The 20,981-nt window shown below is 41.2% G+C and carries 27 protein-coding genes; 25 read left to right on the top strand and 2 right to left on the bottom strand.

Annotated elements, in window-relative coordinates:
- Positions 1–2: 2 nt before the first annotated feature.
- On the bottom strand, positions 3–470 hold the full coding sequence (locus BMW86_RS06475; protein ID WP_089780087.1) for a terminase gpP N-terminus-related DNA-binding protein: 468 nt from the start codon (positions 468–470) through the stop codon (positions 3–5).
- A gap of 161 nt (positions 471–631) precedes the next feature.
- On the opposite strand from BMW86_RS06475, the gene BMW86_RS06470 reads away from it, so the two are divergent.
- From BMW86_RS06470 to BMW86_RS06350, 25 genes are all read left to right on the top strand, one after another.
- Positions 632–1,678: a hypothetical protein gene (locus BMW86_RS06470; protein WP_143056508.1), complete on the top strand. Its 1,047-nt coding sequence runs from the start codon at positions 632–634 to the stop codon at positions 1,676–1,678.
- A 60-nt stretch (positions 1,679–1,738) separates the two neighbouring features.
- Positions 1,739–2,812 (top strand): hypothetical protein, encoded by a 1,074-nt coding sequence (locus BMW86_RS06465; protein ID WP_143056507.1) that lies wholly within the window; start codon positions 1,739–1,741, stop codon positions 2,810–2,812.
- Between the two features lie 59 nt (positions 2,813–2,871).
- Positions 2,872–3,285: a hypothetical protein gene (locus BMW86_RS06460; RefSeq protein WP_143056506.1), complete on the top strand. Its 414-nt coding sequence runs from the start codon at positions 2,872–2,874 to the stop codon at positions 3,283–3,285.
- A gap of 229 nt (positions 3,286–3,514) precedes the next feature.
- Positions 3,515–3,943 (top strand): hypothetical protein, encoded by a 429-nt coding sequence (locus BMW86_RS06455; protein ID WP_089780083.1) that lies wholly within the window; start codon positions 3,515–3,517, stop codon positions 3,941–3,943.
- Positions 3,943–4,434 carry a CHAP domain-containing protein gene (locus tag BMW86_RS06450; protein WP_089780082.1) on the top strand — a complete coding sequence of 164 codons (492 nt, stop codon included), beginning with the start codon at positions 3,943–3,945 and terminating at the stop codon, positions 4,432–4,434. Before BMW86_RS06455 ends, BMW86_RS06450 begins: the two co-directional genes overlap by 1 nt.
- 10 nt (positions 4,435–4,444) lie before the next feature.
- Positions 4,445–4,894: a hypothetical protein gene (locus tag BMW86_RS32745; RefSeq protein WP_177189173.1), complete on the top strand. Its 450-nt coding sequence runs from the start codon at positions 4,445–4,447 to the stop codon at positions 4,892–4,894.
- Positions 4,895–4,938: 44 nt separating this feature from the next.
- Positions 4,939–6,168 (top strand): DUF2586 family protein, encoded by a 1,230-nt coding sequence (locus BMW86_RS06440; protein ID WP_089780080.1) that lies wholly within the window; start codon positions 4,939–4,941, stop codon positions 6,166–6,168.
- Positions 6,169–6,194: 26 nt separating this feature from the next.
- The gene (locus BMW86_RS06435) at positions 6,195–6,623 is read left to right on the top strand and encodes a hypothetical protein (RefSeq protein WP_089780078.1); all 429 of its coding nucleotides are present in this window, start codon (positions 6,195–6,197) and stop codon (positions 6,621–6,623) included.
- A 59-nt stretch (positions 6,624–6,682) separates the two neighbouring features.
- Complete coding sequence (locus BMW86_RS06430; RefSeq protein WP_089780076.1) at positions 6,683–7,021, top strand: hypothetical protein; 339 nt, start codon at positions 6,683–6,685, stop codon at positions 7,019–7,021.
- A 209-nt stretch (positions 7,022–7,230) separates the two neighbouring features.
- Positions 7,231–9,192, top strand: coding sequence for a tape measure protein (locus tag BMW86_RS06425; RefSeq protein WP_089780074.1), 1,962 nt, complete (start codon positions 7,231–7,233; stop codon positions 9,190–9,192).
- Positions 9,179–9,727 (top strand): DUF6046 domain-containing protein, encoded by a 549-nt coding sequence (locus BMW86_RS06420; RefSeq protein ID WP_089780072.1) that lies wholly within the window; start codon positions 9,179–9,181, stop codon positions 9,725–9,727. Before BMW86_RS06425 ends, BMW86_RS06420 begins: the two co-directional genes overlap by 14 nt.
- Positions 9,727–10,785, top strand: coding sequence for a hypothetical protein (locus BMW86_RS06415; protein WP_089780070.1), 1,059 nt, complete (start codon positions 9,727–9,729; stop codon positions 10,783–10,785). The genes BMW86_RS06420 and BMW86_RS06415 overlap by 1 nt, the downstream gene beginning before the upstream one ends.
- A complete protein-coding gene (locus tag BMW86_RS06410) occupies positions 10,782–11,267 on the top strand; it encodes a hypothetical protein (protein ID WP_089780068.1) in 486 nt (161 codons plus the stop codon). Before BMW86_RS06415 ends, BMW86_RS06410 begins: the two co-directional genes overlap by 4 nt.
- Positions 11,257–11,484 (top strand): hypothetical protein, encoded by a 228-nt coding sequence (locus BMW86_RS06405; RefSeq protein ID WP_089780066.1) that lies wholly within the window; start codon positions 11,257–11,259, stop codon positions 11,482–11,484. Before BMW86_RS06410 ends, BMW86_RS06405 begins: the two co-directional genes overlap by 11 nt.
- A gap of 2 nt (positions 11,485–11,486) precedes the next feature.
- A complete protein-coding gene (locus BMW86_RS06400; RefSeq protein WP_089780064.1) occupies positions 11,487–11,786 on the top strand; it encodes a hypothetical protein in 300 nt (99 codons plus the stop codon).
- On the top strand, positions 11,752–12,027 hold the full coding sequence (locus BMW86_RS06395; RefSeq protein ID WP_143056505.1) for a hypothetical protein: 276 nt from the start codon (positions 11,752–11,754) through the stop codon (positions 12,025–12,027). Before BMW86_RS06400 ends, BMW86_RS06395 begins: the two co-directional genes overlap by 35 nt.
- Before the next feature lie 2 nt (positions 12,028–12,029).
- Entirely contained in the window at positions 12,030–12,902 is an 873-nt protein-coding gene (locus BMW86_RS06390; protein WP_089780059.1) for a hypothetical protein, read from the top strand.
- On the top strand, positions 12,892–13,389 hold the full coding sequence (locus BMW86_RS06385) for a hypothetical protein (RefSeq protein WP_089780057.1): 498 nt from the start codon (positions 12,892–12,894) through the stop codon (positions 13,387–13,389). The genes BMW86_RS06390 and BMW86_RS06385 overlap by 11 nt, the downstream gene beginning before the upstream one ends.
- Positions 13,382–14,491, top strand: a complete 1,110-nt coding sequence (locus BMW86_RS06380; protein ID WP_089780055.1) for a hypothetical protein — start codon at positions 13,382–13,384, stop codon at positions 14,489–14,491. The genes BMW86_RS06385 and BMW86_RS06380 overlap by 8 nt, the downstream gene beginning before the upstream one ends.
- Positions 14,492–14,501: 10 nt before the next feature.
- Positions 14,502–15,026 (top strand): hypothetical protein, encoded by a 525-nt coding sequence (locus BMW86_RS06375; protein WP_089780052.1) that lies wholly within the window; start codon positions 14,502–14,504, stop codon positions 15,024–15,026.
- Positions 15,023–15,919, top strand: coding sequence for a hypothetical protein (locus BMW86_RS06370; protein WP_089780050.1), 897 nt, complete (start codon positions 15,023–15,025; stop codon positions 15,917–15,919). The genes BMW86_RS06375 and BMW86_RS06370 overlap by 4 nt, the downstream gene beginning before the upstream one ends.
- Before the next feature lie 176 nt (positions 15,920–16,095).
- Positions 16,096–18,750: a sialidase family protein gene (locus tag BMW86_RS06365; RefSeq protein ID WP_177189172.1), complete on the top strand. Its 2,655-nt coding sequence runs from the start codon at positions 16,096–16,098 to the stop codon at positions 18,748–18,750.
- A gap of 1 nt (position 18,751) precedes the next feature.
- Positions 18,752–19,747: a hypothetical protein gene (locus tag BMW86_RS06360; RefSeq protein WP_089780046.1), complete on the top strand. Its 996-nt coding sequence runs from the start codon at positions 18,752–18,754 to the stop codon at positions 19,745–19,747.
- 136 nt (positions 19,748–19,883) lie between these two features.
- Positions 19,884–20,141, top strand: coding sequence for a hypothetical protein (locus BMW86_RS06355; RefSeq protein WP_089780044.1), 258 nt, complete (start codon positions 19,884–19,886; stop codon positions 20,139–20,141).
- Between the two features lie 98 nt (positions 20,142–20,239).
- Positions 20,240–20,557: a hypothetical protein gene (locus BMW86_RS06350; RefSeq protein ID WP_089780042.1), complete on the top strand. Its 318-nt coding sequence runs from the start codon at positions 20,240–20,242 to the stop codon at positions 20,555–20,557.
- Positions 20,558–20,612: 55 nt separating this feature from the next.
- Here the strand turns inward: BMW86_RS06350 and BMW86_RS06345 are convergent, their stop codons facing one another.
- On the bottom strand, positions 20,613–20,906 hold the full coding sequence (locus BMW86_RS06345) for an FAD-dependent oxidoreductase (RefSeq protein WP_089780040.1): 294 nt from the start codon (positions 20,904–20,906) through the stop codon (positions 20,613–20,615).
- Positions 20,907–20,981 lie beyond the last annotated feature (75 nt).

Genomic DNA, 20,981 nt, shown 5'->3' with positions numbered 1-20,981 from the left:
AGTTAAGTTGTTGACATTAGGAATTCATGCCACAGGTCTACGATCTGTATAGCCTTTTCCTGACCATGAACGGTCTGAATGAAATTGACAAAGAGTTTACCCGCATCAGCTTTGTGAGCGAAGGAAAGCTCTGTTTGCAGCTTCCTTGCGGCATCTGCAAGTTTAGATAATGTATCACCTTCCTTACTATCTGGCACGTTAAAAGGGGGCTTTCTCTTCTCTATCAAGGTTAATTGTGTACTGATCATATTGCGCAACCGCCGCCGTTGTTGCTCAAACCCCATACGCGCCTCGTTCTTATCGTCAATCCAATTTCCCGCTGTTTTCCATTTGCTGATACTTTGTTCACTGATACCAGTGACCTCCGCAATGACTTTTTGCTCGAACCCATTCTCCACAAACAACGTATACGCTAGTTTCCTTTTGCGGTCTACTTCCGCTTTTGTCGGTTTTGTAGTGGCTTTATTCATGACACGAATTTCATTTTATAGGCGTAGGATTTCAAGTCAAAAAACAATGACACGGCAATTAATGTACAGGGGCACAGCATATACTAATGTGTGACGAAACCCTCGTTTGGTAAGGGTTTACGGGAAATGCAAATTTGAAGTCTCAAACACAAAAAAAGCGAATGGGAAAGTTAGATCTGGATTTCGTAATACTTGATGAAAGCGTCGTTGATTATGGTTGCAGATGCCTAATGACAGGTGCTGAGTTGGATGAGTTTAAAGCGAATCCAGTTATGTTGTATCAGCACTTACGTGCAGGAGATCTTACCAGTGCAACGGATGAACACCCAATGTTACCTATTGGAAAATGGTATGATATCAGGACTAATGGCGGTAAGCTATTAGCTAAACCTGACTTTGACGACGATGACACCTTTGCAAAAAAGGTAGAGGGTAAGGTAAAGAAGGGGTACATAAACGCCTGTTCCGCCTGGGTAGATCCAGTATCCTGTAGTGAAGATGAAACGCTTATGATACCTGGACAAATCGGCCCAACGATTACACAATTTAAAATACGTGAAATCTCCATTGTTGACATACCCGGTTGCCGCAATTCACTCGCCATCCGAAATGCTGCGGGGAAATTACTCAAACTGAGTAGCGTGGATTCATCCGCCGCGCCGCAAGTCCTGGAACACTTACGCACGCTTTTACCAATTAAAAATAATTCTGAAATGGATACAAAAATTGTTGCCCTGAAATTGGGCCTGAAAGAAACTGCAACTGAAAGTGAGGTTGCTGAAAAACTTGCATCTGTTTTGACATTGGCGGGTACTGGCTCTAATCTGGTAACAGAGAACGACTCCCTTAAAAAGCAACTGTCTGACCTGAAACTAGCAGCTGATAAAAAGAAAGTTGAAGAGCTGGTAGATGGTGGGATCACTGCAAAAAAGCTGATTGCTGGTGAACGCGAATCGTACATCAAATTAGCAACGGCTGATTTCGAAACTACGAAATCTGTGATTGATGGGAAAACCCCTTATGCCAGTATTGAAAGCCAGTTGGATCAAAAGAATAACGACAATTCTGTGGAACTGCCTGAACTCTTGAAGTTATCCGGTCATGAGTTGTATTTATCCGGCAAACTTGAAAGGCTGAAAGACCTGTCAGCAGATCATTTCAAAGTAAAATACAAAGACGCATTCGGGATAGAGTACAAAGGGAAATAAGCCTACCTGTTCGGGTCTCACCATCTAAAATCAATCTTTTTCAATCACAAATAGGTTATCATGAAATCAGTACCAAAAATATTTTATTCTCTGCTGTTACTTGTAGCAATTTCCGCGGGCGTTTCAATGTCGTTTCAATGCGACTTTATTACAGTGTTAATTGTTGCTGGTTGCCTTTCCTTCGCTGTTTCGTTTCTTCCTATGCCAACCGGCGTACTCCAAGGGGTGATTTTGGAACAATGGGCGGCATACATTATTGAACGTTTTTGGAAGGATAATCAGTTCCTTAAAAGAGCTTACGACGATAGTCAATACGTTATGCTAGGTCGTATTGTTCATATTCCACAGCCAGGAGCCAAACCCGCCGTACAAAAGAATAGAAATGTATTTCCTGCTGTTTCTGTTCGTCGTACAGATGGAGATGTCAACTATTCCCTGGATGAATATTCTACCGATCCTACGCACATTCCAAACATTGACGCTATTCACCTTTCGTATTCTAAACAGGATAGTGTTATGGGGGATCATATGAGCGTTCTTAATGAAACAGTGGCGGATGATATGCTATTGAAGTGGGGCGCAAATGCTCCTGTTGTCAAGACTACCGGTGGCCTAACCGCCGCTACTGTTGCTCCTGTAACAGGACAGGTAGGTAACCGTCTTGGATTTCATCATAAGGATCTCGCAAAACTGATGATCAGGATGAACATGGACAACGTGCCGAAAGACAATCGTCAATGTCTGGTGGATGATAACATGTATGAGTTCTTTTACGACACGTTGTCCGAAAACTCACAACGCGATTTTTCTAAATATGTCGATGCCGCGAATGGAGTGGTTGGACGTATTCACGGATTTGATATCCTTACCCGTAGTGCTGTCCTGGCTTCCGATAATGCAGACGCTATTAAGGCCCTGGGTTCTGCCCTTGGTGCAACTGACAATTTAGGGTCATTGGCATGGCAGAAAAACAGTGCTGCTTTTGCGATCGGGGATACAAAAGTATATCAGAACGCAGATGATGCGCTGTATTACGGAGGTGTTACCAGTACATTGGTAATGGCTGGTGGTCGCGTACGTCGTACCGATGGCTTAGGTATTTACAACCTGGTACAGGGTACACCTGCTCCATAGTTTTCCGCCTGTTCTGAGGGCTTTCGTCCCTTTCATTACTCATTCACTCAATCAGCAAAATGAAAACGATTTTAATAGCTCTTTGCGCCACTATGGCCATCTCGATCAATAGTTATGCACAAGCTCCGAAAAGCGAACGGCTTTTGCTATCCAGTACACTCACTAACGCCGCGACAGTAAACCTTTCTTTCAACGGTATTGGTTCGGGTCTGAAAACTATCCAGGTAGCCGCATTAAAGGTAAGTGGTACGGTTGCAGGTAGTGCATATATACAGGCTACCGTTGATGGCGTTAACTGGCTCTCAGTGACCGATACACTTACATTAACGAATGTGACGACCAATACAAAGGTGTGGACGTTTACAGCTACAAATTACAATAGTTACCGCGCGGTATTTACCGGTTCAGGTTCAATGGCCGCTACTATAACCGCCGCGTTGTTGCGGCGTGCAGATGAGTACTTCCGTTATTAAGCGGCATTTAAGTAACGCTTAAACAGGGTTAAATGAATAATCCCCACAGTGACGGAGCCAGTTGGACAATGTGTTTTCTGACACTTGGAGCAGCTTGGTTTCAGGAGCTCACACAGTCTCGTATACTCTTCATCATCGCTGTAGTATCCGGTGGTACATCCATTTTGTACAACATGGTCAAGATACGGAACGAATGGAAGGGAAAAAGAAACCTCTAAAACGATAAATTATGTTTTGCGATAAACTGCGTAAAAAAATTAAAGCTCTGTTGCGGCAATTTGATAGCTATATCGAAGCAAATGTAGATACAGCATTGAAGGTGACAACATCACTTAAAGCCATTCTTTCCAGCCCTGTTGCGGAAATCTTAACAGCGATCATTCCATCAGATGTGGATGAATTTGTCCGCGCAAAGTTGGTATATGGCCTTGGTGTTGCCATCAACGGTCTTAACATCGTGAGCGAATGCAAGGGTGCTATTACCCTGGAAGATCGCTTAAAATGCTTTGTTGCGGAAATAAAGAAACGCAACCCTGAATTACAGGAAGCATTGTTAGCGAAACTGGCTAGTATACTGGCTCGTACACTGGATGATGAGAAGAAAGCACAACATGTGTATGATCTTTTTGTCCAGGCAAAATACTCAGCTGAGAAATAATGAACGCATCAACCACTATACCGGAAACCCTTGCCGCTGCTACCCTGCGGATTGCTCTCACTCAGGTGGGTGTACAGGAGCAACCAAAGGGTAGCAATTCCGGTGAAAAAGTTAACATGTACTTAGCGAGTGTAGGACTAAAGCCCGGTTATTCCTGGTGCATGGCTTTTGTGTATTGGTGCGCGTCGCAAGCCGCATTGCAATTGGATATTAAAAATCCATTGATAAAAACAGGCGGTGTGTTAAGGCAGTGGAACGAAAATACACTTCGCAAACTGGTTAATCGTTCCTCGTCCGTTTCTCCTGGTGATATATTCATTATGGATACTGGCAAGGGAACCGGTCACACCGGACTGGTAAAATCTATTTCGAGAGGGTTGATAGAGACGGTAGAAGGTAATACAAATGATGATGGTAGCAGAGAAGGCTATGAGGTCTGTATCAGGCATCGATCCATCACCACTATCAAAGGATTCATTCAACTACACTAAAAACTTATTTATGCATAAAGAAATGCTCATGGCCATTGCTGGCCAATATTTTCCAAACTATCCGAAATCTGCATTGCTTTTCATTACAACCGACGAACAGGTGTTTTTCGAAAAGAACAATGCTACAAATCATGGTCGTTTCCTGGGAACGGAAGATGAAATCGAAGAGGTAAAGCGGTCTGAATGGATTGCTTACGCTACGGTACAGGACTTTATTGATACGGACGAAAAAGCTGCTGCTGAAAAGGAAGCTGCTGAAAAAGCTGCTGAAAAAGAAGCTGCTGAAAAGGAAGCTGCTGAAAAGGAAGCTGCTGCTAAAAAAGCTGCTGCTAAAGAAGCTGCTGAAAAGGAAGCTGCTGAAAAAGCTGCTGCCGCTAAAAAAGCTGCTGCTAAAGAAGCTGCTGAAAAGGAAGCTGCTGAAAAAGCTGCTGCCGCTAAAAAAGCTGCTGCTAAAAAGTAGCCGCGTTAATCAATCTTTTTTACAAGTAAATAAAGCACAAGAAAATGGGACGTCCTGGCTTGACTATTAATCTTATGAACGGGGGGCTGAACTTAAAAGCTCCTTCTGTTTTCGGCACGTCTGCTGTAATCATATCATCACCTGTTGCACCTGTTGCGGGCTTCGGTGTTCCTTTTGTCGTGAACACGATCCTGCAAGCAACAGCGGCATTAGGACAGGTTGGTAATGAAGAGGCTTTACAGGCGATTACAGACTATTACTTTGCGGAAGCACCGGAAGGTACGAAGCTGTATGTAATGTGCCTTGCGCAAGCCACCTTATTGGCAACAGCGGCTACCGCTGTTAATGCAGACAAGGTGCTGAATGCAGGGAACGGTGATATACGGCTGTTGTCATTCATCAAATTTCCAGCGGAGGACTACGAGCCGGTTATTACAAACGGGTTCGATGTGGATGTGCATAATGCGGTAGTTGCCGCGCAAACGTTGTGCAATGCCTGGTTAGCAAAGGATAAACCATTCCGGGCGTTTGTAGACGGCTTTGGTTTTGTTGATACTAATACCGCAAAAGACTATGTAGCCGCCTCTGATCGCAATATTAGTATCGTTACAGCGAATATTGACGGCTTTACGCAATTTGCTACTATGTTGGTGATGGGGCGTGAGGCAGGTATTGAACCGCAACAGAATGCAGGCCGTATACTTGACGGTTCGCTTAACATATCTGAAACGGCGGTAGTGAAAATCGGGGCAATCAAGGTAGATGACATGTCCAGCGTTGACCTGGATACACTCTTCAATAAGAGGTATATCACGATTGAAAAGAATGAGGTTGACAGCGGCTATGTAATCACATATGATTCTACGCTGACAGCTCCTACCGACGATTATAACAATCTTCGTTACGGACGCATCTCCGACAACATCACCAGGATCATTAAAGCTACGTATTATACGCAGGTGAAAAATGACGTGAATGTTGATTCAGGTGGTCGTCTATCGGTAATTGTAGAGAAGGCGTTGTCTGATTCTATTGTGCAGAATATCGATAATGAAATCAGGTCGCAACTAAGCCTCAACCCTAATGGCAGTGCAGCAGTTATAGCCTTAGTAAATCCCGCTGCTGATAAGTATGCGGCGTTGTATGCAGCGAATGGTATTAGCAACCCTAATTTCAATATCCTGCAAACAGGAGGCGTATACATTTTTGTGCAATACCGTCCTAAGGGATCTCTTGATTATATCAGTGTATATCAGGGATTCACCACCGCTTAATTTTTTAACCTTTTTAATTTACAACAATGGGTTTTGATTCACGCGAGTATGAATATGCAGACGTTCACGTTTCGATATTGGGCGTTGAGCTTACCGGTCTGCGGGGATTGGTTTATAAGAAAAAGCAGGAGAAAGAGGTGTTGTTTGGCCAGGGTGCAGATGGGAAAGGTATACAGCGCGGAAATAAGAATTATGACGGGACGCTGATGCTATTAAAAAGTGATTATGATATACTCGATGCGGCCGCTGTTGCTGCGGGGTTTGAAGATCTTATAGATGTTCCAGGCAAGTTTATAACAATAACATGTGTCTACCTCAAGCCTGAGGCACTTGCATTAAGTACAGACACGTTGGTACATCTTGAATTCACAGAAGCGGAGGACGGCATGAAGCAAGGTGATAAGTTTAAGGAAATCTCATTGCCGTTCTTATTCTTGCGGAAGGTTAAGGTATAACGCTCTTTTTTTTCAAACACTTTTATTATCATTCATTTCATTCTAAAACATATAATAAAATGGACACACCCACCACAATTGCAAACAATCTTACACTGAGTGGTCAAGTAACGCAGGACGTGATTGATACCTGGAAGGCCAAACACAAGATTGATAAAATATTCACCTATGTTATTGAGGACAAAATCTGTTATCTCCGCCCTGTAGATAGAGATATCTACGGACTTGCTGTGAAGAAAATGGAGAGGGATACCACTAAATTCAACGAAACCGTAATCAATGGAATCTGGCTTGGTGGGGATGAAGATATCCGAAAAGTGAACGGGTATTATTTTGGACTGATTGAATTTGTAGAAGAACTGATGGCTAAAAAAAAGGGGATCTTATCCGAAATATAGAAGAAGCCAGCGGAGAAATGACCCCGGACAATTTTATTAAATATCATGACCGCCTATTGATGTATTATATGGGCTTTACAGAAAAACAACTCAGGAAATTATCTGACAACGATTGGGCGGAAGAAATCGCAATCCTTGCACGTATAAGAACTGAGGAAAAAAGACCGATCATCTTTACTCAGTGATCGGTCTTTTAATTTAAACAGGATATGGGAAACGCATTAGAATTCATTCTTCGACTAAAGAATATGCTTACTCCTGAAATGCGTAATGCTGCTCAGGTAAGTAATGCAACGGCTACTCAGATTCAAAATAATATGAGTAGAGCGAATGGTAGTAGTCGTCAATTCTCCGCGTCCCTGAGTGAATTGAGTGCAAGACTCGCAGCTGTTAATAGGACAAGAGCTACAACCCGTTTAGAGTCTGATTTTAAGGCCGCAACCCGCGAAGCTAAGAATCTACAAAGGGAGATTGACAGAATAAATAATATGGGTAGTAGTGGTGGTGGTATATGGTCTGACATAAAAGGAAAAATTGCCGGGATTGTAACCGTTGGGGCCGCATTGGCATTTGCTACAAGCAGTATCTCTGCTGCAATGGAATTTCAAGTCAAGAACAAATCCTATGAAGTTCTTGCAGGTAGCGCGATCAGAGGACAGGCTCTATCAAGTAAGTTATTAGACCTTAAGCAAAACACAATAATGGGGACGTCTGTGTATCAGAATGCACAGACATTGATGGGGTTCGGCGTTGGGGATAGAGAGGTTATTAAAGACCTCAAAATGATTGGGGATATCTCAATGGGTAACGTTGATCGGATGTCCTCTCTAACACTTGCATTTGCACAAACGAGAGCGGCCGGCAAATTAATGGGGCAGGACTTGTTACAATATGTTAACGCAGGGTTTAACCCTTTGAGTGTTATATCAGAACATTGGAAACAGTTCGGGCTAAAGCATGCCGTCACTGTTGGTCAGTTAAGGGAAATGATGTCCAAAGGGCAAATAACTTCCGCCGCAATAGCCAAAGCTTTTGAAGTTGCTACGTCTGCGGGTGGAAAGTTTTACGGGATGATGGATACCATTGCCGCGACGACGGCCGGTAAATTACAGCTCTTAAAAGGGCATTATGCGGCATTTCAAATACAGGTTGGTCAATCTTTTTTACCGTTGACAAATTCCCTCTTGGATATGGCCTCCGCGTTTATGAAGGCGTTACAAAATGGGAAATCAGTTGGTGATCAGGTCAACCAGCAAATACTTACGATACGAAAATTACAGACAGAATTAACCAACACCAATACCTCTCAGGCAAGGAGGTTGGAGTTAATGAAGCAATTGTCTGACATTAATCCAAACTTGACAAAAGGTATTAATGCAGAGGCAATTGAATATGGTAAGCTGGCTGACAATATAAATAAAGTTATTGTTGCGCTTAATCAAAAGAGAATCGCTTCTACAATTGAATTAGCAGGAGCAGATAAAATAATAAAACTTAATAAAGCCCGGGAAACCAGCGGCGAAACAGTGTCTGATATCATATCATTGCTTGTACAAGCGAACCCCGACATTGCTACCAGGAATGATTTATCGTTAGGACAAAAACAAGTAGCTGTTGAAAAGTACCTGAAAGATAAGATTCGTAGTGGTAAGGGAACGACAGTTGTTCTGCATTCTCAGAATGGTTCCGGTATATCTCCTGTCAGTACCTCCGTTAAAACAACAGAAGAGCAAGTGTTGTTGGATAGAATGAAAGCACTTACAGGAGCGAATAAGACGGCAAACAAAACAATTGAGACGTTGCAACCGGACGTATCTCAAATGCAAAAACAAATAAAAATTGCAACTGATGTATACAATAAGGCTTTTGATTTCGGGAAGACTACGCCCGTTAAGCATGGGAAGCCAGCTAAAGGAGCTATAACAGATAATAGCACTGGTGGCGATGGTATGGGAGGTGATGACGGTGAGTTCTTTACTGATGGAAAGGCAAAGAAGATTAGCCAGGGCGGACAACGATCTGTTATCATTAACATACAAAAACAAATTGAACACCTGGAATTGCATGTGATGAGTAATCAAGATGCTGGCAGAGAAATGGAATCTATCATTCGCGAATCTCTTGTAAGAGTTTTACACTCATTTAACGGCGATACAAATGGCGCACTTTAATATCAAAGAAATTTTCAAACGGGCCTTTGGGTATGAAGCTCCTACGCAAAAACCTGTTATACCGTCCGCTCTTGCAAGGACTGAAAACAGTCTATTGGGACAGCCATTTTATGGCAGTGATAACTTAGGGCGTGAATTTTTTCTACCGGTTTGGTTGGATGGATATTTTATTCCTTTCGCTGTAATGTCTATGAACTGGAAAAAAACATATGTCAGTACCTCCATGCCTGAAAGGGGTGGTTCAGTACATGAGTTGATTAACATTGACGATTATGTTTTTAACATAAAAGGCATATTCGTCAATGAGTTGAATGATTTCCCGGAGCAAGAAATTATTGACCTCCATAATATCTTTAAGAAGAACAAATCAATTACACTTAAGTGTGCTTTAAGTGCGATCGTTTTGAGCGGAGAATTTGATGAAAAGGTAATTATCCGGGATGTGAAATTCCCGGACATGCAAGGTATAGAGCATGCAAAGGCTTTTGAAATATCAGTTGAAAGTGATATGATTTTCGACTTAATAATTGATTAATGTTCGTGCTCAATTCAAATATAACAATAGGGCTATTTAAGAAGGTCAAACCGGTAGAGGTAAAGATCAATAAGAGCCTGTATGAGTACGTAGATCGTGCTGTTATTAAATTGCCTATTACGGCCCGCATAATACGTGCTGGTCAGGTAATAACGGAAAGCGTGGAGACGGCAAAGCAATTTACAGAAGGGGATAAAGTCTCTATTGAATTGGGGTATAATGGTACGTTGAAACCAGAATTTGAAGGGTTTATCAATAGAATAAATTTTACTGATCCGCTTGAAATAGAGGCGGAAGGATATAGTTATCAGTTAAGGAACAAGACATATCAAAGAACGTTTGTAAGGACGGAATTGATCGATGTTTTAAGGTATTTGGTCCAGGGTACGGATATTGTTTTGGATGAAGAACATATCCCCTCTTTTATCCTGGATAAATTGGTTCTTCAACAGCATAGTGGAACGGAGGTATTAGAGTTGATTAAAAAGATTAGTCATAATACGATACAGGCTTATTTCAGAGGAAATATATTGTTTGCCGGTTTAGTATTAACAGATGTTATTACGAGGAAGAATACTACCCCTGATGTTAAGTATCGTTTAGGGTGGAATGTGGTGAAGGATGATAACATGAAGTTAAGACAGGCGAAAAATCAAAATGTAACGGTTCGCTTCCTGGGCCTTGAGAAAACAGGCGGCACACAGATGGCGGAAGCGGAAAGCGAATTCTTTACTGTGGGTAAGGCTAAAAACAAAACGGTAAAAATTGTCGGGGAGGCTGGGTCAGATGGAGAGACAAAGGTGATTAAAACGCATGTGGTGACCGATAAAGAGACTTTGGGTAAGATGGCAAAGGAGATGTTAAGTACACTTAGTTATTCCGGCTATGAGGGTAAAATCACTGCTTTTTTACAGCCGTATTGTCTACCTGGTTATAGAGCAGCTATTGAAGATCTCAAGTACCAGGAACGTAGCGGGACATACTTAATAGTATCTATCGAGGTTACATATGGAGTAAGGGGGGCAAGGCGGATTGTTCAAATTGGTATTAAGTTATGAATACAACAGAACAGGCAAAGGCGCAATTACAGAAGTTTGTTCGAGGGTTGACACCTCATACGATGACGATTGCAACGGTGACGGCTATCAATGCAGATGATACTATATCAATTGAATTTCCAGAAGGGGGAACAGTAGATGATTGCCGGTTGAAAAGCATTGTAAAAGATGGGGATAAAATATTACTGATACCTAAGGTCGATAGTAAAGTTATAGTTGGTAGACTTGATGGCAGTGATGAATTTGTAGTGATTTCGGTACATGAGATTACAGAGGTTGTTGAGATCATTGGAACAACCCGGTACAGTCATAATGATAGTGGTTTTTTGATACAAAAAGGTACTGATACGCTACGAGATGTGTTTGAATTGATTATAGAAGCCGTCATGCAGATAGTAGTAATTCAAGGAAACAACCCTGATCGTATTAAGCTACAGCAAGCATTAATAAAAGCAAAAAATATTTTAAGAAATGGCTCTTGATGCAACTATTTTAGGACAAGATATTTATGCCGCTGCTACTGCAACGAATAACGTTGAGATTGAAGATATAGAAGCAGCGAGACAACAGTTTTGGATTGATGTATCAACTGTTATTATTAATCACTTTATAGCAAATGGTGTGGTGTTGGTGAATGGTGCAGGATTAACAGCGGGGCCTTATCCTGTTTTAGGACAAACAACCGGACAAATTGAATAGTTATGCAGGATTTTATCTTAAATGAAAATATGGATTTGCCGTGGAGCACTGGGATAGCTTTAGGTGAAAGTACCTTGCAACATCAGCAACTGTTACTTGTATGTCAGAAAGGAGATTTTAAGGAGAATCTAGCTGCTTGTGTGGGTATTGGGTTATATCTGAAAGCAGAGGATAATAATGATATGCTATCAAGCATCAAACGCGAATTTGAAAAAGACGGAATGATAGTTTCCTCTATTTCTTTAACAGCAGAAAATATAGAAATCGATGCCAGTTATAAAGCGTCATCAAACACTGATTGACTTTGCGGTGCAATATACAGGGTCTGTAGAGGGTATTATGCAGGTTGCAAGCCTCAATAATATTTCCCCTACGGATGATGCACTCGCAGGGGTTAACCTGCTATATGGGGCTGTAATTGATGTAAAAAATTCGTTCGCTACACTTAAAAATGAAGTAGCTACAGACGGTCGCTTACAGGAAGCGGTAAGCCTTGAAGGTATTGGATATTGGAACATTGGTTTAAATTTTAAAGTAAGCTAATAATGGCCAGAAGTATAAAGGTTATTCAAGATAGTATTAATACAATGCTCGTTTCCGAAATGGCGGCAATCGGAATAGTAATTGATCCGGCTGTATGGAGTGTTACCGATATCCGCCGTTTGATGACGCATATTTTTGCTTCGGAATCATTTGTATTGGAAAGCCTTTTTGATACAACCCGTAGTGATGTTGATGCAATCATCAAAACATTAAAACCGCATCGTTTACAGTGGTATGCGCAAAAGGCGAAATTATACCAGCATGGGTATGCGTTATCCTTTGAGGGTACAGAGTACGATAATACAGGTATCAGCGATGCAGACGTTGCGGCTTCTCAAATAGTTACTTATTCCGCTGTAGTTGAGCAGGAAAATGCGTATGGTCGGGTGTCCCTTCGAATCAAGTTAGCAACGGATAATGGGGATGATTTAGCCGCATTGACCACCCCACAACTTTCAGGAGCAAGCGAATATCTTAACAGGGTGAAAGATGCGGGTGTAAAATTAATTGTTGAAAGCCTCCCAGCGGATTACCTAAAGATGTCATGGGAAATACGTTATGATCCCCTCATCCTGGACGCGCAAGGTGCCCGGTTAGACGGTACTGACAGTGATCCGGTAGGGAATGCCATTCGGGAGTACATTAAAAATCTAGCTACTACACAATTTAATGGGTTATACATTTTAGCCAGCCATGTAGATGCAGTACAGGCCGTTGAGGGGGTGAGAATCCCAACAATTTTGGGAGCACAAACTAAATATGGAAACCGTGATTATGAAAGCGTCAATGTGCTATATAATCCCGATGCAGGATATTTAAGAATTTACGACGATACAGATTTACAAATCACTTATATACCGCAAAGTGGCAGTTAATAACAACATATACATAGTTGATTGGGGGCGTATGGTGAAATGGTTATTACCTCCTGCGTTACGACAGCCTGAACAAATGGCGGGTCTTAATGCATTAGTATCACCGATCAATGATTTACACACTCGCTTAATTTATTATCGTGCGAATGCGATATATCGACTTGGTATTACCTCGCAGGTCGTGCATTTAGAACGCGCGTTGAATGACAGATATGATGTAGTTGAGCGTAGAATATACATCACTGATGGAGTGGAGATGAATGCACTACCTCTTTTTTTAAAGTCGGAAAACAAGCCTGTTAAGTTGTTTAAGAAGAGCGAAGGAATACCAGTAATTCTTTACACAAAGGCCGAAACTTCCATATTCAGTGCTGATTTTATTGTAAACGTACCAGTACTAATAACATTCGACATGGCAGAAATGACGGCATTTGTGAACGGGTACAAATTGGCTTCTAAAACCTTCAAAATTAAGACGCATGAATAAGAAGATTGATTTTTCACAAGCGGGTGGGTTGTATATATATGAGGATACACTTGATTTTTTGCAAACAGCTTACAGTTTGCCAATCGATGCGGTTATATCTGCCATAGGTGATAAGATTATATTGTCAGGGGTCGTTGATCAGGGTGCTAACACATCAGCAGGATGGATAACATATAACGGAGAAGCCCTACCATTTTTAGGGGGTCTAAAAGCTCCTTACATAATCATAGAAAATATTGCAGAAAGTGAACAGTTCGATGATGCACAGCAACGATCCGTATATAGTACCCGTCGCGCAAAATTCGGTAATGTGGTAGGTGTATTAGGTGGCTTTGCTTTTGCAGAACTCAAACCTTTTCCATTTAAAGGCGCGTCAATTAATAGCAGCTTAAACACAATTCAAACGGTGCTTAAGAGCATTATTAATTTCGAGGATGCTGTTATCCTGGATGGCTGCATTGTTAGCAATGTGGTAGGTGCTGACATGGAGGTAAGTGCGGGTATAATAATGTTTTCTGGCAACGTCGTTATTTCTCCTGCATACAATGGGGCTTTTCCGGCTTATTTGAACGAATTAGGTGTATGGTCGACTGATATCCCCGTTACGGGATTATATGTCAAATTTGACCCTTATACAAGCCAGCGTTACAAAGATGTGATGCGTCGATTCAATCATCAATCAGGAGAGATTATAATGTCCAGGGTGTTAAGTGATCGATTTGATGCCGTAACGGGCATTGGAAAGTGGGAATGGTTGGGATTTAAGCTATCATCGTCAATGCGCGGACGTGCACCTGTTGGGTACTGGTTTGGAGCTAACGGAGCTGTTAATTTATATGATGCAGGATATAGGGTGATGGGAACGATAGGCGGGTTTAATACGACCGTGCTTACGGTGGGAAATCTTGCGCCGCATACGCATCCGTGGGATACCCCCGAATCAACCGACGCTCTTGGAGGTACGAATTATGTAGCCAGTTCGAACAGTCCTTCTGGTAGTGGTCGCAATTCACTCCATTCAGCCGTAGGTACAACCGGTGAAGGAGATCCATTTGACAACAGACAACCATTCGAAATAGTAGCTTATATAGAAACAATTTAAACCATCACTTATGGCAATTCAACCAAGGAATACACTAAAAGGGTGGTTTATTACACTAGCAAAACCAGTACAGTCACAGTTTTGGGATTGGATTGATTCATTCAGACATAAGAGTGAAAAGATAGGGGCTGCTGACCTTGACCCGGATTTATTAGAAATAATTAATGCATTACCGCCCGGTAGTACGATTGATCAACTTGTTGAGGATATTGCAAACAAGGCGGATCTCGTAGATGGCATTCTGAAAGAAAGCCAATGGCCTCCCCTGCTTACACCAGACAGTCAGACGTATGCTACTAATGCAGATTATGTCATCATTGCTGGTAGATTGCTTGAAAAGATAGTAGTAATCCCTACGACTGATATCACATTGAGTATAGGTAATTTAATTGGAGAGGATGATATTCAACCGGGCGTTATATTCCCAGGGGGAGAAGCAGCTATTATATACATAGATGCTTATGCAAGTGTAGACCGGCACATTTATTTTACCGGCATTGATTCAGAAACCACCATAAAATTTTATATCAGATGAAGCGGATTATAACAACTACATTATTAGTGATAATTGCGATGGTTGGGTATTCTCAGACGGGTAATTTTTCTCGCGTTACAGTAAGAGATAGTATGTGGCTCAACGGTCATTGGATATCATCCTTTGATTATTATACAAAAGGGCAAAGCGATACAAATTATATCAGAAATCAATTCTCTCTTTTTGATCAATATGATTTTCGGATACAGGGCGTTGGGTGGTTTAAGGAGCCTTTTAATTTTGGTTCTCCGTCCGCTTCTATAAGGATTCAGAGAGGTAGCGACACAACAAATGGTACGTTACAATGGTTCGATGAAAATGGTAACCCGCGCGGATATATGGGTTTGTCATCCAGAAAAAACAATGCGATCGTAATGTACAACCCTTATGGGTCATTACGTTTTTTTGCAGCAGATTCTAATGATATAGCCTTCGGTACGAATGGAGCGGGTGGAAGTCCTGTTAGTACACGATATCACAATGGAAAGTGGTTGTATGGCATATTCAAAGGATCAGGTGTCAAGGATACGGCACGGTATACAATTGAGGTTAATACGCATGATACTGTTAATATTAGGACGGACAACGGCCTTTCGGCTGACGTGTACTATGAAAATGCAGTTACTGTAATGGCTGATTTTACGCTGGATATTACGGCTTCTTTTGTAATAGTAGATGCAACCGGCGCGACTATAACACTTCCCAGGCCAACCCTTGTAAAAGGCCGGCGGATTTTTGTTCGTACAAAAACCGGAGCACAGACACTTACTTTATTCACGCCTCTTGGACAGATTGAGACATCACCGGGTGTATTGGGAAATAACATAACGATTACAGGAATACCCCCGAATAGTTACATATCGGATGGCAGTAATTGGATGATCGCGTACTAAAATAACATACAATGAGAATTGCAAAACTAATATTAGGGTTAATTTTATTTTCTGAGTTCTGTTACGGACAATTACCTACCCGAATCAGAAATGGGTATCAGTTTCCGGACACTGTGAAATTGTCTTCACTCACAAATTCGTCCGACAAATTCTTATCGACCAATCCGCAAGGGTTTATGGGTTTAGTACGTAACCCTGTTTACTCATTTACAACCGAAGGTGCAGCGGTTATCGATTCAGCAAATAATACGGATAACCTGAGAAATGACGGAGCGGCTATTGTAAAGTTGAACGATGGCAGTTATTTGGCCGCGTACAATCATTACGGAGGCTCTGCTAGTGATGCATCTACTGCAACAATCTGGTTAGCTAATTCGAATGATGGTGGTGATACATGGCTAAACAACAGGCTGTTATTTGACACGATTCCAGGCGGAGGAAGTTCGGCGAATAAGTGTTTAATGCCTTCCTTTTACCGTCAAAACAACGGTAACATCATTCTTATATTTTCGAAAAACATATTTCCGATTACTAAGAGCTGGTTGTATAAAAGCGTTAGCACAGACGACGGTGCAACATGGTCAGTTCCCGCACTTATGCATTCGGACAGTTCTTATAAACCTATTGCATTTGATCGAATTATTAAGACGAATACGGGGAGATTGTTACTGCCTTATCCTGTTCTTGTTGCGGGTAATGGGCCATCTACATCATCTATTTACTTCGGTAAGTTCTTCCGGTCGGACGATGATGGTGAAACATGGGACACGCTCTCAAATGCAACTATAGATAATGGCCCCTGGAACGTTACAGAGCCGGGGGTATATCAATTGCCTGACAATAGTATTACGTGCTATTTTAGAACGACGCGAGGGTATATATATTCTGTCAAATCTACTGATGATGGGGCAACATGGAATACCACCCCGGCGAATACGGGCATAGAATCGCAGAACGCATTATCTACTATACGATATTTTCCGGCCCTGAAAATGTTATTGGGAGCAGGTACGGACGTAGACTATGGTAATCCTACTTCGACGACGGCTCGACGGGTTATACAGTTATTTGCTTCATCGGATGAGGGTAAGAACTGGGCGAAAATATTAAAAGTTGATCAGGCAGAATCAGGAAATTTAGTAAACGAACCAACAGTTTTTGTGGATAGCGCAAAGAATAAGATGATCATTGCTTATTCAATTACATACCCCACTTCCAGTAACTACAATTTGGTAACGAAGAACATGCAGCTACCATTTGTCTATAAGCAAACGGATTATTTTCTTAATGTAATTACAGGCCGTAAGAAAATAACTAGCACAGATACGCGGCTGCTTGAATTGTTTAATAAGGATGTTCCTGATAGTGCGGGAATGTGGGCTTTGCAAAACTATTTCAATACTACTACTTCTTTTTCTCCGATAAATAATATCATCACTAATAACCCTGCTTTCGGATATCTTAGCCGTATACAAAGATATGTGAATGGAGGGCTTGCACATTGGTACATTCAGTTGGGAGATAGTAACTTCAACAAGGTTAATGGCGCGCCGTTATTACGAATAGACAACAGTTATGCGAATGCATATAAACTGTATGATAATGGGATTGTTATTCCTCGTGATAGCAGTTTCGGCACCGGTGAAGCGGGGAAATTACGATATAATAATTCCTATGGTGTTGCTGAAATAAATGATGGGACACAGTATTCAAAACTTACAGAGAATATCATACTTGATCTTGATAGTACGAAATTGACAACAGGGGGTACAGTATACAATGATAGTTTGCTATACAATCGCAGCCTAATCATTTGGAGCGACGAATATAATAGATTTTTAAAAAACTCTGAATTTACCCTTCTTCCAGGTGGGGGGTTTACATTATCTGTTCATATTTCAAACACTGGTAGATTAATTGTACAATCTTTCATCCCGCTTGTGAAAAAAGAATATAAATATACGCTGGATTCGATCTCAGGGTATACTGCTATATATTCTTTCAGACGATTATTAGCGCGTTATTCAGGGCCTGTAGTCCGTGTTAGAAATGGTACAACAGGAGCTACAAGAGATATTTATTTCAATGGAGATCGTCTTGATACGATTCGCTTAAAGCTGTTTTTAGGTTCTGCCACCGGTTACGTTGAAAAATGGTACGATCAATCTGGAAACGCATTAGATTGGAATCAAACAACACTTACGGCACAGCCGTCATTAAATGTTGATGCAAACGGTAGGTATTCACTGTACTTCCCTACTACTGCCATTAAGGCTACGATACCCAGCAGTCAAAGTAATTTTAATTATTTACATAATTCGGTTGGTACAGCGTCGGTTGTTAGCAAAGTTGGTAGTGCAAACTCAACAACTTTTGACGGGTTGTTTGGCAATAACCAGGGGACATCAACCACTATAGGCATATATGCCAAATACGATAACCGGTCAGCTTCTAGTAATACGAATGCGATAATAGTACAGGTACAAAGGGGTGTAGGGTCTTCCTTTACCTCATCCTCTACAATTCAAAATGCAGTGACCCTAGGTAGTACATTCATGCTCACAGTTGGATTTGATAATACTAATGCAACAGCTGCAAACCGGCTATCTGTATATATTAACAACGCATCAGTGGTGAATAATAATACATTGACAAATGGGGTAAGCGCATCAGCTGCATCCTTTCCTATGCAGGTTTCGGGCTACGGTAATAACGGTGGTGGTGCGACGGATTGTTATTTCTCTGAGTTGATTTTCTTTAACAAGAATCTTTCTTCGGGAGAAGTATCACAATTGAAGATTAATCAGAACAATTATTTTAACATTTATTGATATGCGCGCATTACTTTCGATAATCATAATACTCTCTTTTTTTGATGCTCATGCTCAAGTTGTGAATACAAATGTACCGCGTCGGACAGACGGTAGGAATATCGTGCAGGATCGGTCGTTATGGATGGATAGGATATGTATTATTCCACGATTCTCAACGGCTCCAAGCCTTAATGGTGGAGTAGATACAGTAGGATACATTTGCTTTAATTCAGGAGATAGCACCCTTAATGTGAGAGGTACTAACGTATGGATCTCTTACCCCTCGAAAACATGGGTTTTAAGCCAAATAGGTGTTTCATCACTTAGTATATATTCAACCAGTAGTTTTCTGACCGGAAATCGTCTATTAACGGGCCGCAATAATTTGTATGGCATTACATTCGATTCGCTTGCCTATTTATTCCAGGCAGTACGTAGTTTAACGAATGATACGAATGCACAAATATCTATAGTCCCAGGGCAAACGGAAGTCGGGTCTTATCGCATTACTGGGTCAAGGTCAAGTACGATCAAAACATCCGTACTTCCGGGAAATTATGCCCTTTCTCTAGCAAATGCTGGCTCTCCTGGTATATACCTTGATAGTGTTAACAATACTGGATTAGGAACGATTGTCCCTACGGAAAGATTACATGTGAATGGGAATGCTAAATTAATCCATATTATAGGCGGCTCTGGCATACCGACAGTGGTGGTAGGTAGTAATGTTATTGGTACTGTTTCGGTGTCAGGATCAGACCTTGCAGGGGTTATTACTTTAATCGTAACGTCTACCTCTTCATTGCCTACCAATGCTGAATTTTTCCAGCTGAATTTTAACACAGCGTTTAGTTCTGCTCCTATTCCTATATACAGTGTTGCTAATGCAACCGCTGCGTTGCTTTCAGGAACTTATATCAAGCTAACAACAACATCTAGTTTTCAAATCGCTACGCAAGGCTCATTAAGCCTCAATGCGGGGACTTACATATTCAATTATCAAGTTATTCAGTAAAGCTAAAAAAGGGGGAAATTCCCCCTCCTTCACCGGGTTTTTCCTGCGTTTAACAGGCATATATTGCATATAATTACGGTTTCCCGTAATTATAAATCATCAGAATTATTCAATTTACCAGCTTAAACTGCTTTATATGAATGAAAAGATTTTCAAACTAACAATTATTGACGAACAAGGTAAAACGTGGAACGATGACTTTGCTACAAAAATACAAACCGAAACAGAGGCTTTGCGCTTTGCACGTAGTATGTTCCCTGATTGCGTTGTTGTTCCTGCCAGGTTTATCAATAAAAAAGGCTGGTTCTGGTTCGGTGTTGCGGTCGGTTTTGCAATTGCATTTTGCCTACTTGCCGTAATTGTGCTTATTTACCTTCCTGTTTTTTTAAATTGACTATTCTCTTACCCCAATGCAAAAGCCGCTCAAATTATTGAGCGGCTTTTTTAGTACTTCTAATATGCATATATTAGAAGTACTAAATTCCAAAACAAATGCAACTGCTGAAATTGATTTTCAAAAACTCCAAATCTATTAAGATACCGTCCTACAAAAAGAAAAACGCACGAATTGAACTTATCGGCCCGTTTAATAATATATTATATAGCATTGATTTTGTTAATTCGGACAGGGCTATTGATATGTTCACACTAGTCCTTAAAGATTGCCCTGATTGCCCTCAAGGGCCTTTTAAATTGATTTATTATAATGTATCAAGTGGTATTGCGATGGCTGAAAGATATCATGAATTAGATCAGATACCGCCTAATGCGGTTAATATCTTTTGTGAGTATGCAGCTGCAACCTTATAAGGAGGGATTGCCACTTTCAATTACCGTTGAAAGTTATCCTTTTCGTTTTTTATTCTTATCCTTTTCGTTTTTGCGCCCTTACTTTCAGCATGCGGAAATGAAAGTCTTTTCTTTTATGGAAAAGATTGCGGAGAGGACCGGCAATAGAATCAGCCTGAAGGCCCGCAGATGCTACCTGGTAGAGCAGGGGTTGAAATGTATGATAGTTATGTTTATCAAACAATACTACCTGGAATTTCTCATCTGATAAGCCGGTTGCGGTATTCAGGCCGCCAAAGCCTGCACCGATAATAACTACCCTGGGCTTTTGTGTATCCGGGATATTCAGCTTGATTTGCCTCATTTCCATAAAACAATGATTTTGTTTGCTATGGAAGGCCCAAAAATCATGCCCCCAGGCGGGGGATGAATAAGATGTATAATG

Source organism: Chitinophaga sp. YR573 (assembly GCF_900110995.1).
Taxonomy (GTDB): Bacteria; Bacteroidota; Bacteroidia; order Chitinophagales; family Chitinophagaceae; genus Chitinophaga.
The sequence above is the reverse complement of the archived record's forward strand: the minus strand, read 5'-3'. Positions and strand labels throughout refer to the sequence as shown.

Coding starts and splice junctions, on each gene's coding strand:
- BMW86_RS06425 (WP_089780074.1), top strand. CDS start 7,231: ATGGGAAACGCATTAGAATTCATTCTTCGACTAAAGAATATGCTTACT.
- BMW86_RS06455 (WP_089780083.1), top strand. CDS start 3,515: ATGTTTTGCGATAAACTGCGTAAAAAAATTAAAGCTCTGTTGCGGCAA.
- BMW86_RS06375 (WP_089780052.1), top strand. CDS start 14,502: ATGGCAATTCAACCAAGGAATACACTAAAAGGGTGGTTTATTACACTA.
- BMW86_RS06475 (WP_089780087.1), bottom strand. CDS start 470: ATGAATAAAGCCACTACAAAACCGACAAAAGCGGAAGTAGACCGCAAA.
- BMW86_RS06450 (WP_089780082.1), top strand. CDS start 3,943: ATGAACGCATCAACCACTATACCGGAAACCCTTGCCGCTGCTACCCTG.
- BMW86_RS06395 (WP_143056505.1), top strand. CDS start 11,752: ATGCCAGTTATAAAGCGTCATCAAACACTGATTGACTTTGCGGTGCAA.
- BMW86_RS06360 (WP_089780046.1), top strand. CDS start 18,752: ATGCGCGCATTACTTTCGATAATCATAATACTCTCTTTTTTTGATGCT.
- BMW86_RS06350 (WP_089780042.1), top strand. CDS start 20,240: ATGCAACTGCTGAAATTGATTTTCAAAAACTCCAAATCTATTAAGATA.
- BMW86_RS06370 (WP_089780050.1), top strand. CDS start 15,023: ATGAAGCGGATTATAACAACTACATTATTAGTGATAATTGCGATGGTT.
- BMW86_RS32745 (WP_177189173.1), top strand. CDS start 4,445: ATGCATAAAGAAATGCTCATGGCCATTGCTGGCCAATATTTTCCAAAC.
- BMW86_RS06390 (WP_089780059.1), top strand. CDS start 12,030: ATGGCCAGAAGTATAAAGGTTATTCAAGATAGTATTAATACAATGCTC.
- BMW86_RS06355 (WP_089780044.1), top strand. CDS start 19,884: ATGAATGAAAAGATTTTCAAACTAACAATTATTGACGAACAAGGTAAA.
- BMW86_RS06405 (WP_089780066.1), top strand. CDS start 11,257: ATGGCTCTTGATGCAACTATTTTAGGACAAGATATTTATGCCGCTGCT.
- BMW86_RS06410 (WP_089780068.1), top strand. CDS start 10,782: ATGAATACAACAGAACAGGCAAAGGCGCAATTACAGAAGTTTGTTCGA.
- BMW86_RS06415 (WP_089780070.1), top strand. CDS start 9,727: ATGTTCGTGCTCAATTCAAATATAACAATAGGGCTATTTAAGAAGGTC.
- BMW86_RS06400 (WP_089780064.1), top strand. CDS start 11,487: ATGCAGGATTTTATCTTAAATGAAAATATGGATTTGCCGTGGAGCACT.
- BMW86_RS06465 (WP_143056507.1), top strand. CDS start 1,739: ATGAAATCAGTACCAAAAATATTTTATTCTCTGCTGTTACTTGTAGCA.
- BMW86_RS06460 (WP_143056506.1), top strand. CDS start 2,872: ATGAAAACGATTTTAATAGCTCTTTGCGCCACTATGGCCATCTCGATC.
- BMW86_RS06345 (WP_089780040.1), bottom strand. CDS start 20,906: ATGGAAATGAGGCAAATCAAGCTGAATATCCCGGATACACAAAAGCCC.
- BMW86_RS06430 (WP_089780076.1), top strand. CDS start 6,683: ATGGACACACCCACCACAATTGCAAACAATCTTACACTGAGTGGTCAA.
- BMW86_RS06435 (WP_089780078.1), top strand. CDS start 6,195: ATGGGTTTTGATTCACGCGAGTATGAATATGCAGACGTTCACGTTTCG.
- BMW86_RS06380 (WP_089780055.1), top strand. CDS start 13,382: ATGAATAAGAAGATTGATTTTTCACAAGCGGGTGGGTTGTATATATAT.
- BMW86_RS06365 (WP_177189172.1), top strand. CDS start 16,096: ATGGGTTTAGTACGTAACCCTGTTTACTCATTTACAACCGAAGGTGCA.
- BMW86_RS06440 (WP_089780080.1), top strand. CDS start 4,939: ATGGGACGTCCTGGCTTGACTATTAATCTTATGAACGGGGGGCTGAAC.
- BMW86_RS06420 (WP_089780072.1), top strand. CDS start 9,179: ATGGCGCACTTTAATATCAAAGAAATTTTCAAACGGGCCTTTGGGTAT.
- BMW86_RS06470 (WP_143056508.1), top strand. CDS start 632: ATGGGAAAGTTAGATCTGGATTTCGTAATACTTGATGAAAGCGTCGTT.